Genomic DNA, 14,832 nt, shown 5'->3' on the forward strand with positions numbered 1-14,832 from the left:
CTCGCCCATCCACGTCGTCGGAGGCGTCTCCCAGCGGTCGTGCCCGCCGTGGTAGCTCGTCGCGCTCGCACCGTGGCCGTAAGTTGTACCAGCGTCGGAGTTTCTGGGCGGCCGTCGGCCTGGCGGTCGTGGGCGGCTCCGTGGTCGTGGTCAACACGGCCTCGGCGGGAACCGTGGACACCAACTCCTGGTACCTGCTGGTCAACCGCAGCACCGGCGAGGTGCTGGACGCCCCCGCCTACGCGACGAGCGACGGTGCTCCGATGGCGCAGTGGAGCCGCAACGGCGGGACCAACCAGCAGTGGAAGTTCCTCGACTCGGGTGACGGGAACTACCGGCTGCAGAACCGGAACTCCGGCAAGGTGCTGGACGACTACGGCTGGTCGAAGACCGAGGGCTCCGAGCTGGTGCAGTGGCGCGACCTGAACGGCGCCAACCAGCAGTTCCGCATGGAGAAGTCGCCGGACGGCTACGTGCGCCTGATCAACCGCTTCAGTGGCAAGGCCGTCGAGGTCCCGGGCGGCTCCAAGGCCGAGGGGAGCCACATCGCCCAGTACCACGACTGGGCCGGCCCCCAGCAGCAGTGGCAGCTCGTCCCGGCCGGCAGCGCCGGCGGCACCGGGAACACGGGGAGCGGCAGCGGCAGCGGCAACGCCACGCCCACCCCGTCCCCCACGGCTGCCGCGCCCACCGCGTCCACCAAGCCCACGACGCCTGGCACGGTCCCCGCGCCGGGCGGCGGCGTTCCGACGAGCCAGGCTCCCAGCGGCACCCGCCCGGCGTCGGCGCCGCCGGCGTCCCCGACCGCCGGCGGCGCCAGCCCGGCGAAGAGCCTCATGGGCAGCACCACGATGCTCATCGGCGGCTCGATGGAGGACTCCTCGGCGAACGCCGCGCCGTTCGACGTGCGGTACAACTACGTGCACAGCCAGCCCGCGCCCTCGTCGGACTACTACACGGCGGCCCGCTGCCAGGACTCGTGGGGGGGCTGGTGGGGCTGCTGGACCGGCAGCACCACGGCGCCCGGCACCTTCGTGACCTACCGGGACTCCGTTGCGGCCAAGGCGACCTACCAGGGCAAGTCGCGCCCGCAGAAGCAGCTCTGGACCTGGTACTCGCTGCGCGACCTCGGCGACGCGGCGGGCCAGGGCGACGGCCCGGGCGAGGTCCAGGCCATCAACAGGACCGACCTGCTCACCCGCTACCTGAACGACTACCGCTTCTTCCTCCAGAAGATCGGCACCTCGCAGGACATGGTCGACATCGAGCCCGACTTCTGGGGCTACGTCCGGTCGCTCGGCAACCCGCACCAGGTCGCCGCACAGGTCAAGGCCGCGAACCCGACGGACTGCGGCTCGCAGGAGAACAGCGCCACCGGCCTGGCCCAGTGCATGATCGCGATGACTCACAAGTACGCGCCGAACACCGGCGTGGGTCTGCACCTGTCCTGCTTCGACTGGCAGCAGAACACCCCGCAGTGCGCCAAGGACTACGCGGACCTCGGGGCGAAGAACGCCGACTTCCTGGTCACCGACGTGACGGACCGCGACGCCGGCTGGTACGCGCTGCCCGCCCACGGCAGCAAGGACACCTACTGGAACGACCAGAAGGGCTTCGCCGCCCTCGCGTTCTACAAGACCATGGCCGAGGCCGTGGGCAAGCCGGTGGTCCTGTGGCAGGTGCCCCTGGGCAACATGGCGCAGAACAACACCCCCAACCACTACAAGGACGACAAGGTCGACTGGTTCTTCTCGCACCTGGGCCAGGCGGCGGACGCACACGTCGGCGGCATCCTGTTCGGCGCCGGCTGGACGGAACAGACCACGCCCGAGACCGACGGCGGGAACCTGATCAACAAGACGACCGCGTACCGCAACTCGGGCGGCACGCCGCTCAAGTAGCCACCCGCAGCCGGTCGGCCCGCCCTTCACCCGTCTCTGGGTAACCTCAGCCGCCGGCCAGGGCGTCGTCCAGGGGACTGGCACGACGCCGGCACGTGAGAGGGGAGTGGGAAGTCGGCGTGGCCGACTTCCCACTCCTCGCCTCAACTCCGAGCAGGCATCGGCTCGTCCGGGGAGTCCAGCCACACCCGCTGGCCGTCCGGAGTGACGGTGAGGCCGAAGCGCTCGAAGCCGGGGCGGCCCCGGTCGTCCCACCAGTGCCAGGCGGACCGCACCTCCTCCCAGAGGCCGCGCGGACCGGACTGCACGACCTCGTACGCGGCGCGGCCGGGCTCCCAGTCGACGGTGGCCCAGGACGTGACGGCCCTGTCGTGCAGCCAGAGGGTGTAGCTGCCGTCGGAGTAGCGCTCGACCAGCGGAAAGACCCCGGGCACCTGCACCCCGACGGCGAACATGGCCGGCCAGCTGCCCAGGGCCTCCGGGGAGAGAGAGTCGTCGACGACCGGGTGCCGTCCGCCGGCCACGGCCGGGACAGGTACTCCAGGCTGCCGGGACGGGCGGCGCGCTGCTGCCGGAGCCGCATGAAAGCGGACGACCCGACGAACAGGCCGCTCGCGGTGCCGTCGCCGCCCACGGTCAGCCGGACGACCGCCTCCCCGCCGTACTCGGGGCCCCACGGCGCGACGATCAGGCCGCCGGGGCGGGTCTGCTCGATCCAGGCGGGCGGCACCCGGCGGACCGAGCAGGTGGCGATCACCCGGTCGTACGGCGCGCGGTCCGGGTGGCCCGCGGTTCCGTCGCCGACCACGAGCGTGGGTGAGTGCCCGGCGCGCGCCAGCCGCTGCCGTGCCTCGGCGGCGTTCTCCTCGTCCACCTCGACCGTCACGACGTTGCCGGAGCCGAGCCGCTGGGAGAGCAGGGCGGCGTTCCAGCCCGTGCCGGTACCGACCTCCAGCACCCGGTCCCCGGGCCCGGTGTCCAGGGCGGCGAGCATCGAGAACACCATGGTCGGCATGGAGTTGGAGGAGGTGGGAGTGGTACCGCGGCCTTCCCCGCTGTGGTCGCCGTCGTCCCACTGGGTGGTGAGCGGGACGTCCGAGTAGACGGCACGCCACCAGGCCGCCGGGTCGGCGTGCCGGTTCACCGCCTCGCCCTGGCGGACCCCGTCACCCTGACCGGGCCAGACCAGAGCCGGGACGAACCAGTGGCGGGGGACGGAGTGGTAGCCGGGCAGCCAGTCCGCGGTGAGGGACCCGTTCGCGATGAGCGCGGAGGCCAGCCGGGCCCGGCCGGCCTCCGCTTCGTGCCGCTCGCTCACGCGTCAGCCGCCCGACGCCGGGCCGCTGCCGTCCGAGGTGTTGCCACCCTCGTCGCTGCCGCCGCCACCGTGCTTGTTGCCGCTGCTGCTGTCGTCCTGCTGGCCGCCGCCACCACCGGAGCCGGACCCGCCGCCGTGCTTGCCGCTGTCGAACACGGGCATGTTCTTCTCCCTTCAACGGCGGCGTCGAATACCGCCGTTGAGAAGTACGGTAGGGCGGAGGAGAAGGCGGGACGGCGCGCGATTCTCGAATATTCCGGACGTGGGCCGGCGGGGTTCGCGGAGATTCTCAGATGCCGACGATCACGGAGTTCCGCCACGCGCGCTTGACAGTCGATCTCTCGTGTCGGTGGCTCACATGGCGGACGGTACCCCAGTGGCGCACTCGTGGTGCGGGGCGGCGTAGTGCCAGGAGGGGATCCCGTACTACGAGGTGGGCCTGCTGTGCTCGTACCGGGAGATCTTCGACCACCTGCACCGGACGGGAGAGCCGATCCGCTTCGGCGAGTAAGTGAGCCGGAGCAGGAAGTCGGTCAGGCCGACTTCCTGCTCCGGCCCGGGGGCTCTAGTCGGCGGGATCGGGCCCGGTGTAGGCCGGTGAGCGGAAGGAACGGCGGAATGCTCCAGGCCCGTGTCGCCGGTCGAGCCAGCAGGTCAGGGGGCGCAGGTCGCCACTGATCATCGCGGCGAGGATGAGTCCGTGCAGCCCGGCCGTGTTGGGGCTGCCCATCTCCGCGAGGAAGCGTTCGTACCGCATTCCGACGGCCAGCTCGTATCCGGCCAGGGCGAGATGGAAACGGTTGGCGGTGCCGAGGCCCGAGAGGCCGATGTCGCCGGGGCCCAGCCGTCCCGTGGTGTCGCGGAACGCCAGGCGATCGAGCGGTGCGATGCGTTCGGCCAAGCCGAGGCGGTCCGCGACCTTGGCGGCGATCGTGCGGGCCTCCCGGTCGGTAGCGCCCTCCATCACGATGCCGAGATTGCGCGTGGAGGTGGCATCGACCGCGTCCCGTGCGGAGTACGTCCGGCCCTGTGGGTCCCGCCAGTTGATGCCGTACCGGCTGCGGACCGGATGGCCTCCGACGAGCCGGTACTCCCGGAACGATCCCCAGTGCAGGCAGTCATGGGCATAGGAACGCAGGAGGTCGAGCGCCACGAGTTCCGGCGATTCCAGTCGGGAGTCGTTCAGCCGCCCGTAGCGCGTGATCACCGATGCCAGCTGCATGTGCCGGTAGCCCTGGTCCGGGTGGTGGAAGCCGCCGAAGGCATCGGGCCGGGTCGAACGCACTCCGACCCAGACCCGATCGATCGGCAGCAGTCGGACCAGTCCCAGCTCCGCGTAGCGGTCGGCGAGGAGAGCGGCCCCCTGGTGGAAGACCTCGCGAGCCGGTTCGTCCAGCCAGGTGTCGAGCACCCAGTGCAGGAGCGAGAACGTGATGTGCGGGTGGGCTCGGCCGAGCGCCGCCGTTGCCCGTTGCTCGGCCAACAGGTGTGCCAGTTCGACCCGTTCGACGGCGGAGCCAGCCAAGTGCTCGTTCGGGCCCAGGCAGGAAGGAGCAAGCGATTGGCCGAGCGTCAGCGACGTCGGCGGTGGATCAACTGCCGGTGTGAATCCTGCATTCCTTCGGGGAGATCGTCCGGTGAGAACCATCGAGCCTCCAGGATCTCGAACGAGGCCGCCTGGATCCGTCCGCTGACGAACAGGGCCTCGTAGGCGACTTCGACGCGCAGCTTGTAGCCACTCTTCAGGTGTGCCAACTCGCACGCCTTCACGGTGAGCCCGGTCTCTTCCCGGACCTCACGCACGATCGTGTCCTCGAAGCTCTCACCCGCGTTGGCGTAGCCGGTCGGAAGGCCCCATTGCCGGCCTTCCGGCCACATACGGTGCTTGAGCAGCAGCACCCGGCCGTCCTGGTCGCGGACGATGCCCGTCACGCCGACCATGAACTTCGAGTGCCAGAGCCAGAGAACACGCCACTGCATCGGGCCCCGAATGATCTGCCAGAGCTTCGCAGCGATCTTCTTCATGGGTTCACCCTTCGTGAACAGCAAGCAGACTAGGGGAATCTCGAATGGCCGAACAACGGGTATTCCTGGAAACGACTAAAGATCTCGCGATATCCCGCGAAACCGCCCGGCCCACTCGTTCAGCTGGTCGCGGGCCGCGTCGCCCCAGAGTGCATAGCCTTCGAAGATTCGAAACTCGTTCAGGTATTCCTGGACGTCCCGGGGGTCGCGGAAGACGAGCGCGCCGGTGGAGACCTCCACGGTGGCCAGACTCGCGTCATAGACCGTGAAGACATTCAGCGGGGCCCATGGCATGTGGCCGGCCATGGGAATGACTCCGAGCTGGACGTTCGGCAGGCGGGAGACCGAAGCCAGCCGATCGAGCTGCACGGCCATGGCCTGACTCGGGAGGAGCGGCCAGCGGCAGGCCTGCTCGGTCAGAATGAAGGTGAAGCGTTTGGCAGCCTCGTAGAGAACCGTCTGCCGCTCCAGCTTTTTGGCGATGGCCTTCGAATGGTCGCCGGGGAACGAGGCGAGGCTGGCCCGGATGTACTCGGGGGTGGCCAGCAGGCCTGTGACCATGGTCGGCAGGAAGTACCTGAGCTCCGTGGAACTCTGTTCGAGGGTCGCCAGCTCGACCTGCTTCTTGTCCAGTCCCTTCCGGCGTAGGGCTCTGGCGTCCTGCCACTCCGTGTTCGCGATGCGAGCCAGCGCGGTCACGTGTGCGATCAGCTCCGGCGGTGTGGCGAGCGCGCGCAGGATCAGGTCGACGTCGACGAGCGACGGCGTGACCTTGCCGGTCTCGATCTTGGAGATCTTGGACTGTGACATGTTGACACGCCGAGCGAGCTGGACCCCGGAGAGTCCAGCTCGCTTGCGAAGCTCCTGAAGGATCGCCGCCAGGTCTGAATTGGATTGACCCAGCTCCCGTGGATCAAATGCCAATGCCCTGCACGTACTCCTCGAACGGCACCGATTCGGCGATGGCGATCCGCTGGTATTCGATGAACGGACTGACGTCGCCCTCGAAGAGAGTGCGGTCGATCTGCGTCCCATCGGGGAGGTAGTTCATGAGCACGACCTCCCGTTTGTCGAACATCCAGTAATCGGTGACACCGGCCAGGGGATCGGGACGGTCGGTGACGTCCAGGATGCGCACGTCCTCGCCCGCCCACACGTGGGGCAGGTAGTACATGAACTCGTACCGAAGGTACTCGGAGAGCGGCCGCGTGACGATGTGCACCCGCCCCTTGAGCTTCCCCTCCCGTCGTACGCGCTTGAGGTCTTCCGTGTACGCGTTGGAATGCGTGCGCGGGTCGATCCGCTCACCTGCTCGAAACGACTGCAGGTCGTCTTCCTCCTGCGGGACGTTGTAAGCGGGGAGGGTCTCCAGCCGCCACGCCTCCGTCCTGAAGTCGCGGAACCTGGCCTGCCAGGCCTCACCATCCAAGAGCACGGACAGCCTCCCGAAGCACACTCTCGGGGATCTCCACCAGGCCCTCGCCGTCGGGCGGCACGAAGGCGCTGGAGGCGGCCCCCTGGATCACGAACGTAGCCTGCCCGGTGCGGTAGACGTTGGGACAGTCGTTCTGGCTGCACTCCCCCGAGCCGCTGCCGTTGCTCGTGTTGGTCAACCGCGTGAGACCCGACCTGGTGTCCATCCCAACCCCCTAGGAGTGAGGCCCGTCTGGGCTGTCTGCGAACGACGCTAGAGAGCTGGTCGGTGGCTGTCCATGACGGGAAGGGGGTATTCCCGTATCGGACTAAAGATCAAGGCGATGGGCTACTTCGGCAACGGGGGAGTGGCGTCCTTCTGCCGGCGGGCCCTTGCGGGTCGCAAGGGCCCGCCGACGAACCGCGGCCCCTCGCACGGGCGAGGGGCCGCTGGAGGTTCAGGCGTGGTGGTCGAATTCGCCGGCCTTGATGCCGTGGAGGAGGGAGGCGAGGGCGGCGGGGGTGGTGCGGAGGATGGTGTGGCCCTCGTCGGACTCGCGGAGTTCGACTGTCCCGTTGGCGGTCCGCACTTCCACACAGTCGCCACCGGATCCGCTGAAGGACGACTTCTGCCAGTTGGAGCCGGACATGTTGACCTCCGCAGAGTTGGACGGGCGGTGTGGCCCCTGCCCCTCGCGCGTAGCGAGCGCGAGGGGCAGGGTGCTCAGGCGTGGTGGTCGAATTCGCCGGCCTTGATGCCGTGGAGGAGGGAGGCCAGGGCGGCGGGGGTGGTGCGGAGGATGGTGTGGCCCTCGTCGGACTCGCGGAGCTCCACCGCCCCATCCACTGAACGGACCTCCACACAGTTCTCGCCAGAGCTGCTGAACGACGACTTCTGCCACTGGGTCTGAGGCATCTCAGCCTTTCAAGTTCTTTGCTGTTCGGTGAATCAGGTCCCGCGAGTCCTCTTCACTCAGGGCAACCTGTCCGATGCGGTCGAAGATCTTGCGGTAGGACTCAAGTTCATTCAGGGCATCGAAGAACATCGGCCCCGCCGACGTCTCCACCTCGACCGTGTCGAGTTCGGGTACCACTCCCAGTGAGTAGACGAGGTTCTCGATCGGCCCGGGATAGGTGTCAGCGGTGAACGGGATGACGTGGATCCTCACGTCATCTCTATGGGAGTCATCGATAAGAGAGCGCAGCTGATCTCGCAGTGTTTCGGTGCCTCCGAAGCGTGTGAGCAGGCTGGACTCGTGCAGGTAGACCTCGTGACTCCGGTGAGGGTTCTGAAGGATCCGATCCCTGCGCTCGGAGCGGAAGGCGATGCGTAGTTCGAGTTCGTCATCTGGAAGACATGGGATTCGACGGTTGAAAATGCCCCGGGCGTAGTCCTTGGTCTGCAGAGGTCCTGGGATGAGCGGGGAGATCCAGGACTTGATCGTTCCTGCGGCGAAATCCTCGTGTTCGGCGGAGACGATCAGGGTATCGGGGAGGCGGTTGCGGTACTGCTCCCACCAGCCCTTTTCGTGTGAAGTGGTGATGTCGCTGAGAGCGTTGATGAGTGGACGGTTCTCGCACTTGCAGGCTGCGGCAATGGTCCGCAGTCGATCGATGCTGATCCCGCTCTTCCCGCTCTCCATCTGAGTGATCTGGGCGGCGTGGATGCCGAGTTGGCGTGCCAGCTGACTGCCACCGAGACCAGCCTCCTCCCGCATCCTCCGCAGCTCAGCCCCCACCCGCCGTTGACGCAGGGTCGGGTTCGGTCGAAGGGCCATGGTGTCCTCTCTGCGGGCGCTGAGACCAGTCTGCCTCACACGGTAGAGGGAAGTTCTTCGCAGCGGTCTCAAATTTGAGACCGCGTGCGCTATGGTCGTTGCCACATCGATCCGACGGATCGTCAGTAACGCCTGCTAGCAAGCACCGCAGAGCAGCCACGTATTCCACCTGGCCTGGCTCACGGCGACATGTGTTCCGCCGGTTCTTCCCTCACTCACGCCTCGGGAGAAGTCCCATGCGTCACCTCAACACGCCCTCGATCGCCATCGCCCGTCAGTCCCTCGGCGACACCATGACCCGCGTCGGCTGGTCCCCCTCCGCCATCTTCGACGCGCAGCTCGCGCTCGTCGAACTCCTGGTCAACGCCTGGCGGCACGGCTCGACCCCCGCGCCGATCGTCCAGATCATCTCCGCGAACCAGACCCTCCGTGTCTCCGTCACGGACGAGAGCCCGATCCCGCCCTCCCCGCAGGCGCCCGACCTGCTCTCCGAGTCCGGGCGGGGCCTCCAGCTGGTCGCCGGCCTCACCCACCGCTGGGGCGTCGACCCCCAGGAGCGTGGCAAAAGTGTCTGGTTCGAGCTGGACGGTGCCGCGTGAAGCGCCACCCCATGAAGCCGACCGACCCCCGGATCCGGCACTTCTCGGACGACCACATCCGTACGCTCCTCGCCGAAGTCCAGGAGCGCGGCCGGAAGTTCGGCCTGATCTGGCCCTCGGCCACCACCGACAAGACCCTCGACGGCCGCGTCCTCGTCTGCTTCAACACGGCCCCGGCCTCGACCCTCCTGAACCTCCTCACCCTCCTCCTCGACGCCGAACGCGAGACCTCGTGCGATTCCTGATCGGGACGGCCTTCGCCGTCCTCCTTGCCCTCGCCTTCGCGACCGTCGCCCTGGGCGTCGTCACCGCTCTCCGCGCGACCCCGCCGGACGAGGACGCGTAGGAGCAAACGCAGAGGAGGGCCGTCACCGCCCTCGGCGATCACGGCCCTCCTGCTTGCTCCGCTCTTCCCTCTCCCCGCTCAGCCCTTCTTCTCGAATCCGGCCAGCAGGGCGCGCGGGTCGAAGGTGACCCGGATCCGGGCGATCTTCCCGTTCTCCACGTGCATCCAGTTCACGGTCGGCGTGGGCTCCGCGACGCTGGTGTGCAGCTCGAACCAGGTGATGACCTCGTCGCCCTCGGCGACCCGCACCTTCACGTCGATCTTCTCCAGCACCCGCCCGAGCCCCTGCAGCCCGGCCAGCGCCTCCTCCACGCCGGAGGCCGTCCCCAGCGCCCCGACGAAGTCCACGTTGTCGGCCAGCAGTCCCCGGATGGTGTCGAACTCGCCCGCCTCCCAGGCGGTGAAGTAGGTCTCGGCAAGCTCACGCGCGTTCTTCGTCGTCATGCCTCTATCCTTCCGCCGCCTCGTCCATCCGTCCAACAGATGGATCCAATGCTGTCTATCATCATGAGTTATGGAGATGCACCAGCTGCGCTACTTCGCCGCCGTCGTCGACGAGGGCTCCTTCACCGCTGCCGCAGCCCACCTGCACGTGAGCCAGTCCGGCGTGAGTACCCAGGTCGCCAAGCTGGAGCGCGAGTTGGGGCAGCAGCTGCTCGACCGGGCGGGCCGTCGGGTCAGCCTGACCCCGGCGGGGGAGGCGATCCTGCCGCTGGCCAAGAACGCCCTCGCCACTCTGGACGCCATCCAGCACACCGCTGCGGAGTACGCCGACGCGGTGCGCGGACGGGTGCGGCTCGGCATGATCATGGGCTGCTCGATCCCGCCGTTCCTGGACGTCGTCGCCGACCTGGGCCGTACTCACCCCGGGATCGAACTCAGCCTGCACGAGGGGCACTCCGACCTCCTCCAGGCGCAGATCCGCTCCGGGGACCTGGACCTGGCGCTGATCGGCTTCGCCGGTGACGCCGACCCGGGCCTGGACGTCGACGTGGTCGTGGACGAGCGGATCGCCGCCGTCGTCCCGGCCGGGCACCCGCTCGACCGCGACGGGCTGAGGCTCGCCGACCTCAGGGGCGAGAAGATCCTCTGCCTCTCCCCGGGCACCGGCCTCCGGGCGGCCTACGAGGACTCCTGCCGCCGGCTCGGCCTCGACCCGCGCGTGGACATCGACGCCAGCTCCCCGCTCGCCGTGCTCCGCCTCGCCGAGCGCGGCGCCGGGGTCGCGGTCCTCAGCGCCTCCTCCTCGGAGGGCGAGGGCCTGCGGGCCGTCCCGATCACCGACGCGGCGACGTTCGCCCGGCTCGGCCTGGTCGCCCGCCGCGACCAGCACTCCCCGGCGGTCCGGCTGCTGCGGGACAAGCTTCGCGCCGCGCTGGGGAGTTCCTGAAGCTCGGCAGTGTCCTGACGGTCATGAGCGGAGCCGGATGACGAGTGAGGCCGCGGCGGACGTCACGCGATCGACGGGAGGCCTCCGGCTCGGGCCTCGATCAACCCGCGTCCAGGGCTCCGGCCCGCTCGACCAGGCCGGCTGCGATGTCGTCCCAGTCCGGGCCGTGAAGCCGCAGGCTCGCGGCGGCCTCCCGCATCAGCTCCGGCTCGTCCGGCCGCTGCAGGAGCAGCAGGCGGTAGGCGAGGTTCCGGATCCAGACCGGCAGGTAGCCGTCGGCCAGATTCGGGCAGAGCTCACGCAGCATGGCGAGGATCGCGTCCGCGTCGGCGAAGGTCAGCCGCTCGACGAAGAAGAACTCCTGGTGGTCGCTGTCGCACTCCGGTGGCGGGCCGTACTCGTCGCCGTAGAGACACCGCGCGTACTCCGTCAGGGTGTGCATGATCCGGAGCCTACGGCGCGGTGGTCCGCCGGACGGGAGCCGGCCCTGCCGGTGGACGGATCCTAGGCCTTCCAGTGCGGGTCGCGGCCGGAGGCGGCGAGGGCGCGGTCCCAGGCGGAGGCGTCGTCCGGCAGGGCCACCGCCTCGGCGAAGCCCTCGTACTGGCGGTACAGTTCGGCGTTCTCCGCCACGATCTCCCCGACCAGGGCGGCCAGTTCCTCGTCGACCTCGATCTCCCCGCCGACCGCCCTGGCCACGTCCCAGCCGTGCAGGAGCAGCTCCAGGATCAGCATCCGGGCGATGCCCGGCGCCGGCATCGGGGAGCCGCCGAGGTCGACGTCCCCCTCCCAGGCGGCCGGCTCGGCCCAGGCCGCGACGGCGCGGTCCAGCTGCGCGGCGTACGCGGAGCGCCATTCGGCGTCGGCGGTGAAGTCCCGCTCGATCAGTTCCTGGGGCAGCTCGGTGCGGCGGGCCCGGTGCTCCAGGCCGTGGGAGGTGTAGAGCACCCAGTGGTTGACCAGCGCGCGGGTGTCGAAGCCGGTGCAGGGCGTCGGCCCGTCCAGCGGCTGCCCGGCCGGGACGGCGGCGGCGACTCCGGCCGCGGCGGAGGCGGCCCGGGCGAGGAAGGGGTGCATCGGGTGGACGTTCATGGTCCCGATCCTCCGCCGGGCCGCGCCGCCCGGTCTTGAAGAAACGCGACGCCGTACTAGGGATGGAAGAGTACTTCCGGATTGTCCGGCGAGGGGCCGTCCAGCAGCGGACTGTGGGTCCCCTTCAGCGTCTGGTCGAAGAACGCCGTCACGTACTCGCGGGTGATCGCCACCCCGCGTTCCGGGGAGAGGGGCGGCGTCGGGAACCCGGCCTGCTCCTTGAGCAGGTCCAGGTCGCTGAAGCTGAAGTGGTCGGCGCCGGCGACCGTCAGCCACTTCTTGTAGCCGCCGAGGGCGGCCCAGGGGTGCTCCCAATCGGTGTTGGCGGTCGTACCCAGCATGAGGAACGGCCGGTTGATCTGGCCGGGCGTCGGGTCCGGGTGGAAGCTGCCGTCCATGTTCACTCCGGCCCGTACGCGGGGATCGGCGATCATCGTGGCGGCGGCCGCCGCTCCGCCGATGGAGTGTCCGGCCATGCCGATCTCGTGCTTGTCGATGAGGTGTGCCAGGCACCACGCGGTATCGCCGTGCGTCAACCGGTCGATCACGAAGGACACGTCCAGCGCGCGGCTGGCGGGGATGGCGTCGATCCGCGAAGGGTCGTCGCAGATCGCGCACGACGACGTCTGGCCGTTCGCCAGCGTCTCGCCGCTGTCCTCGTAGGTGTCGCCGACGAGCGCGACGACGTAGCCGTGACTGGCCAGGTCGGTCGCGAGCGAGGTGAGCGTCATGCGCGGGTCCTCGTGCGCGGGTGAGAGGACCACCAGCGGATGCTTGCCCCTCTGCGGCCGCGCGCCGTCGAAGGCGTGAGTGGTGACGCCGGAAAGGCTCTGCGGGGTGACGCCGGAGCTCGCCGGCAACTTCAGGCGCTGGATGATTCCGGCTGCCTCGCCGAGGGTCATGTACGGGGCCGGGGTCCCGGTCCCGGGGACGGCCGGGTAGACCATCGTGACGGTCAGTTGGCGGGGGCCGGATGACGGCACCCACGGGTCGGGACGGTTCGCGTCGGTGAGGTGGATGACGTCCACGCCGGCGGCGTAGGGGCCGGTCGGCGCGGGGAGCGCGCCGTGGAAGGTCCGCGTGGGCGCGGTGGCCGTGGCGGTGGCCGGTGCGGTGTCGAACGCCTGCGTGGCCACCGGTGCGGCCGACGGTGTGGTCGTGGCGGCGAACCCGGCGCCGGTTCCGGTGACGAGGGCGGCGAGCGCCAGCGCCGCGACGGCGCTGATACGGCGATTGCGTTTCATGGGGTCGACGCTAGTTTCCGCGGTTCCGTGGCGAATCGGCTCGTGGATGTAAGCAGTCGGGTGTCGTCCGTAGCCCTCGCGAGGTACCGGAGTAATCCGCCGGGAGTATGCCGGGGGTACGTCGTGCGGCGCGGGGTTCCCCCCGGAGGATCGACGCGGCGCTGCACTAGCCTGGCGCCATGACGGACGCTCCCGGACCCGAGCCCGGACCCGAGCCCGAGCCCGGACCCGAGCCCGGACCCGACCTCGGCCGCGGCGTGCTCCACCCGGCCCGGGCCGCCGAGCTGATCAGCGTGGAGCGGCTGGCCCCCGCGCCCGCCGTGGCGCGGTTCGTCGAGTACTACTGGCTGGTGCGCTGGGACCTGCACGGCCTGCCCCCGTACGAGCAGAAGGTGCTCGCCCACCCCAACGTCCACCTGGTCTTCGAGGCCCCGCGGGCCCGGGTCTACGGGGTGGACCGTTCGCTCTTCGTCCGACGGCTGGAGGGCGCGGGGCACGTGCTGGGCGTGAAGTTCCGCCCGGGCGCCTTCCGTCCCTTCGCCGGCCGCCCGGTGGTCTCCCTCGCCGACCGGTCCGTCCCGGCCGCCGAGTTCTTCGGCCCGGAGGTGGACCGCCGCAACGCCGGGATCCTCGGCGAGCCGGCCGCCGCCCTGGCGGACGGCTTCCTGCTGCCCCGGCTGCCCGCGCCCGATCCGGTGGCGGAGGAGGTCGCCGTGATGGTGGAGCGGATCACCGCCGGGACGGACCTGCGCCGGGTGGACGAGCTGGCCCGCGAGCTGGGCGTGACCGTCCGCCGTCTCCAGCGGTTGTTCGCCGAGTACGTCGGGGTCTCCCCGAAGTGGGTGCTGCGCCGCGCCCGGCTGCACGAGGCCGCCGAACGGGCGGGCAGCGGCGGCGAGTTGGACTTGGCCGCACTCGCCGCCGAACTGGGCTACGCCGACCAGGCGCACCTGACCCGCGACTTCACCGCGGCGGTCGGCGTCCCCCCGGCCCGTTACGCGGCGGCGGGCTGACCGGCCTCCGCCGCGGCGGAGGCCGCTTCCGCCGCGGCGCGGCCCTTGGCGCTGGCCCGCTTGGCGTAGGCGATGGTGAAGTACACCAGCCCGCCGAGCACCACGTACGGAAGGATGTTGTTGACCGTGACGACCGTGCCGTGCGACAGGGTGTAGACCAGCACGATCCGCAGCACGGCCTCCAGGACGAAGGCCGTGCCCCACACGACGGTCAGGTTGCGCTGGACCCGGCGGAAGCCCGGGTACTGCCACATCGAGTTCCACCAGGCGACCATCTCCGGGGTGCCGTCAGTGGCGAACTTGCGCCCGAAGTAGAACATGATCGGCTTCGGCGCGGCGAGCGAGACCAGGTAGACCACGCCGAGCAGGCCGGAGACGAAGGAGTCCTTGGCCAGCAGCATCTTCGGATCGGTCGGCCCGACCAGCGAGACGACCAGGGTCAGGGCGACGAAGACCAGGGAGACCACGGCGAACTCGTCGATCCGGCGGTGCCAGAGCAGGTAGATCACGGTGTCGAGCACCGGCCCCAGGCCGGAGAGCAGGATGGCGGTGGATTCGCTGTAGCCGGCGTCGTGCAGCTGGTTGTAGATCATGATCGGCGCGACCACGTTGAAGCCGATGCTGATCAGCCAGCCGAGCGCGGCGGCCTTGCCCTTGCGGGCAGGGGCGGTCGGAGCTACCGCAGTTGACATGGTGTCGTCCCCCGGGATGAA

General features: G+C 69.6%; 20 protein-coding genes and 1 pseudogene. 5 read left to right on the top strand and 16 right to left on the bottom strand.

The window, feature by feature from the left end:
• Window positions 1-83 precede the first annotated feature (83 nt).
• Window positions 84-1,901 (top strand): RICIN domain-containing protein, encoded by a 1,818-nt coding sequence (locus IE332_RS23690; protein ID WP_229928856.1) that lies wholly within the window; start codon window positions 84-86, stop codon window positions 1,899-1,901.
• A 143-nt stretch (window positions 1,902-2,044) separates the two neighbouring features.
• Here the strand turns inward: IE332_RS23690 and IE332_RS42240 are convergent, their stop codons facing one another.
• The 11 genes and pseudogenes from IE332_RS42240 to IE332_RS23735 all read right to left on the bottom strand — a co-directional run bounded on the left by IE332_RS42240 (window position 2,045) and on the right by IE332_RS23735 (window position 8,396).
• Window positions 2,045-2,425, bottom strand: coding sequence for a hypothetical protein (locus IE332_RS42240; protein ID WP_308437601.1), 381 nt, complete (start codon window positions 2,423-2,425; stop codon window positions 2,045-2,047).
• Between the two features lie 197 nt (window positions 2,426-2,622).
• A pseudogene (locus IE332_RS42245) lies at window positions 2,623-3,219 on the bottom strand (methyltransferase domain-containing protein); the annotation flags it as partial.
• Between the two features lie 3 nt (window positions 3,220-3,222).
• A complete protein-coding gene (locus IE332_RS23700; protein ID WP_189919884.1) occupies window positions 3,223-3,381 on the bottom strand; it encodes a hypothetical protein in 159 nt (52 codons plus the stop codon).
• Between the two features lie 403 nt (window positions 3,382-3,784).
• Entirely contained in the window at window positions 3,785-4,744 is a 960-nt protein-coding gene (locus tag IE332_RS23705; protein ID WP_229928857.1) for a hypothetical protein, read from the bottom strand.
• A gap of 47 nt (window positions 4,745-4,791) precedes the next feature.
• Window positions 4,792-5,244: an NUDIX domain-containing protein gene (locus tag IE332_RS23710; RefSeq protein ID WP_189919888.1), complete on the bottom strand. Its 453-nt coding sequence runs from the start codon at window positions 5,242-5,244 to the stop codon at window positions 4,792-4,794.
• 75 nt (window positions 5,245-5,319) lie between these two features.
• Window positions 5,320-6,168 (bottom strand): helix-turn-helix domain-containing protein, encoded by an 849-nt coding sequence (locus tag IE332_RS23715; protein ID WP_189919890.1) that lies wholly within the window; start codon window positions 6,166-6,168, stop codon window positions 5,320-5,322.
• Complete coding sequence (locus IE332_RS23720; RefSeq protein WP_189919892.1) at window positions 6,158-6,679, bottom strand: DUF6879 family protein; 522 nt, start codon at window positions 6,677-6,679, stop codon at window positions 6,158-6,160. Before IE332_RS23720 ends, IE332_RS23715 begins: the two co-directional genes overlap by 11 nt.
• The gene (locus IE332_RS41150) at window positions 6,663-6,884 is read right to left on the bottom strand and encodes a hypothetical protein (protein ID WP_229928858.1); all 222 of its coding nucleotides are present in this window, start codon (window positions 6,882-6,884) and stop codon (window positions 6,663-6,665) included. Before IE332_RS41150 ends, IE332_RS23720 begins: the two co-directional genes overlap by 17 nt.
• Before the next feature lie 231 nt (window positions 6,885-7,115).
• On the bottom strand, window positions 7,116-7,307 hold the full coding sequence (locus IE332_RS23725) for a DUF397 domain-containing protein (RefSeq protein ID WP_189919894.1): 192 nt from the start codon (window positions 7,305-7,307) through the stop codon (window positions 7,116-7,118).
• Between the two features lie 74 nt (window positions 7,308-7,381).
• Window positions 7,382-7,573 carry a DUF397 domain-containing protein gene (locus IE332_RS23730; protein WP_189919896.1) on the bottom strand — a complete coding sequence of 64 codons (192 nt, stop codon included), beginning with the start codon at window positions 7,571-7,573 and terminating at the stop codon, window positions 7,382-7,384.
• A gap of 1 nt (window position 7,574) precedes the next feature.
• Complete coding sequence (locus tag IE332_RS23735; protein WP_189919898.1) at window positions 7,575-8,396, bottom strand: helix-turn-helix domain-containing protein; 822 nt, start codon at window positions 8,394-8,396, stop codon at window positions 7,575-7,577.
• A 275-nt stretch (window positions 8,397-8,671) separates the two neighbouring features.
• Here IE332_RS23735 and IE332_RS23740 point away from each other — a divergent pair, with 275 nt between their 5' ends.
• Window positions 8,672-9,034, top strand: coding sequence for an ATP-binding protein (locus IE332_RS23740; RefSeq protein WP_189919900.1), 363 nt, complete (start codon window positions 8,672-8,674; stop codon window positions 9,032-9,034).
• Between the two features lie 11 nt (window positions 9,035-9,045).
• Complete coding sequence (locus IE332_RS23745; protein WP_189919901.1) at window positions 9,046-9,279, top strand: hypothetical protein; 234 nt, start codon at window positions 9,046-9,048, stop codon at window positions 9,277-9,279.
• A gap of 179 nt (window positions 9,280-9,458) precedes the next feature.
• On the opposite strand, the gene IE332_RS23750 is transcribed toward IE332_RS23745, so the two are convergent.
• Window positions 9,459-9,824 (bottom strand): nuclear transport factor 2 family protein, encoded by a 366-nt coding sequence (locus IE332_RS23750; protein WP_189919903.1) that lies wholly within the window; start codon window positions 9,822-9,824, stop codon window positions 9,459-9,461.
• 70 nt (window positions 9,825-9,894) lie between these two features.
• On the opposite strand from IE332_RS23750, the gene IE332_RS23755 reads away from it, so the two are divergent.
• On the top strand, window positions 9,895-10,770 hold the full coding sequence (locus tag IE332_RS23755) for a LysR family transcriptional regulator (protein WP_189919905.1): 876 nt from the start codon (window positions 9,895-9,897) through the stop codon (window positions 10,768-10,770).
• A 100-nt stretch (window positions 10,771-10,870) separates the two neighbouring features.
• On the opposite strand, the gene IE332_RS23760 is transcribed toward IE332_RS23755, so the two are convergent.
• The 3 genes from IE332_RS23760 to IE332_RS23770 all read right to left on the bottom strand — a co-directional run bounded on the left by IE332_RS23760 (window position 10,871) and on the right by IE332_RS23770 (window position 13,106).
• Entirely contained in the window at window positions 10,871-11,212 is a 342-nt protein-coding gene (locus IE332_RS23760) for a hypothetical protein (RefSeq protein WP_189919906.1), read from the bottom strand.
• Between the two features lie 62 nt (window positions 11,213-11,274).
• On the bottom strand, window positions 11,275-11,862 hold the full coding sequence (locus IE332_RS23765) for a TIGR03086 family metal-binding protein (protein WP_189919908.1): 588 nt from the start codon (window positions 11,860-11,862) through the stop codon (window positions 11,275-11,277).
• 56 nt (window positions 11,863-11,918) lie between these two features.
• Window positions 11,919-13,106 carry an alpha/beta hydrolase family protein gene (locus tag IE332_RS23770; RefSeq protein WP_189919910.1) on the bottom strand — a complete coding sequence of 396 codons (1,188 nt, stop codon included), beginning with the start codon at window positions 13,104-13,106 and terminating at the stop codon, window positions 11,919-11,921.
• Window positions 13,107-13,285: 179 nt separating this feature from the next.
• Between IE332_RS23770 and IE332_RS23775 the strand changes: the two genes are divergently transcribed.
• Window positions 13,286-14,119 (top strand): helix-turn-helix domain-containing protein, encoded by an 834-nt coding sequence (locus IE332_RS23775; protein ID WP_189919912.1) that lies wholly within the window; start codon window positions 13,286-13,288, stop codon window positions 14,117-14,119.
• On the opposite strand, the gene IE332_RS23780 is transcribed toward IE332_RS23775, so the two are convergent.
• A complete protein-coding gene (locus tag IE332_RS23780) occupies window positions 14,101-14,811 on the bottom strand; it encodes a VC0807 family protein (RefSeq protein WP_189919913.1) in 711 nt (236 codons plus the stop codon). The genes IE332_RS23775 and IE332_RS23780 overlap by 19 nt on opposite strands.
• Window positions 14,812-14,832: the final 21 nt, after the last annotated feature.

Origin of the sequence: Kitasatospora xanthocidica, assembly GCF_014656195.1 — a bacterium.
In the GTDB taxonomy this organism is placed as follows: Bacteria; Actinomycetota; Actinomycetes; order Streptomycetales; family Streptomycetaceae; genus Kitasatospora; species Kitasatospora xanthocidica.

Excerpts from the sequence above, each read along its gene's own strand:
- IE332_RS23700 (WP_189919884.1), bottom strand. The coding sequence starts at position 3,381 with ATGCCCGTGTTCGACAGCGGCAAGCACGGCGGCGGGTCCGGCTCCGGT.
- IE332_RS23710 (WP_189919888.1), bottom strand. The coding sequence starts at position 5,244 with ATGAAGAAGATCGCTGCGAAGCTCTGGCAGATCATTCGGGGCCCGATG.
- IE332_RS41150 (WP_229928858.1), bottom strand. The coding sequence starts at position 6,884 with ATGGACACCAGGTCGGGTCTCACGCGGTTGACCAACACGAGCAACGGC.
- IE332_RS23725 (WP_189919894.1), bottom strand. The coding sequence starts at position 7,307 with ATGTCCGGCTCCAACTGGCAGAAGTCGTCCTTCAGCGGATCCGGTGGC.
- IE332_RS23730 (WP_189919896.1), bottom strand. The coding sequence starts at position 7,573 with ATGCCTCAGACCCAGTGGCAGAAGTCGTCGTTCAGCAGCTCTGGCGAG.
- IE332_RS23740 (WP_189919900.1), top strand. The coding sequence starts at position 8,672 with ATGCGTCACCTCAACACGCCCTCGATCGCCATCGCCCGTCAGTCCCTC.
- IE332_RS23745 (WP_189919901.1), top strand. The coding sequence starts at position 9,046 with ATGAAGCCGACCGACCCCCGGATCCGGCACTTCTCGGACGACCACATC.
- IE332_RS23750 (WP_189919903.1), bottom strand. The coding sequence starts at position 9,824 with ATGACGACGAAGAACGCGCGTGAGCTTGCCGAGACCTACTTCACCGCC.
- IE332_RS23755 (WP_189919905.1), top strand. The coding sequence starts at position 9,895 with ATGGAGATGCACCAGCTGCGCTACTTCGCCGCCGTCGTCGACGAGGGC.
- IE332_RS23760 (WP_189919906.1), bottom strand. The coding sequence starts at position 11,212 with ATGCACACCCTGACGGAGTACGCGCGGTGTCTCTACGGCGACGAGTAC.
- IE332_RS23765 (WP_189919908.1), bottom strand. The coding sequence starts at position 11,862 with ATGAACGTCCACCCGATGCACCCCTTCCTCGCCCGGGCCGCCTCCGCC.
- IE332_RS23770 (WP_189919910.1), bottom strand. The coding sequence starts at position 13,106 with ATGAAACGCAATCGCCGTATCAGCGCCGTCGCGGCGCTGGCGCTCGCC.
- IE332_RS23775 (WP_189919912.1), top strand. The coding sequence starts at position 13,286 with ATGACGGACGCTCCCGGACCCGAGCCCGGACCCGAGCCCGAGCCCGGA.
- IE332_RS23780 (WP_189919913.1), bottom strand. The coding sequence starts at position 14,811 with ATGTCAACTGCGGTAGCTCCGACCGCCCCTGCCCGCAAGGGCAAGGCC.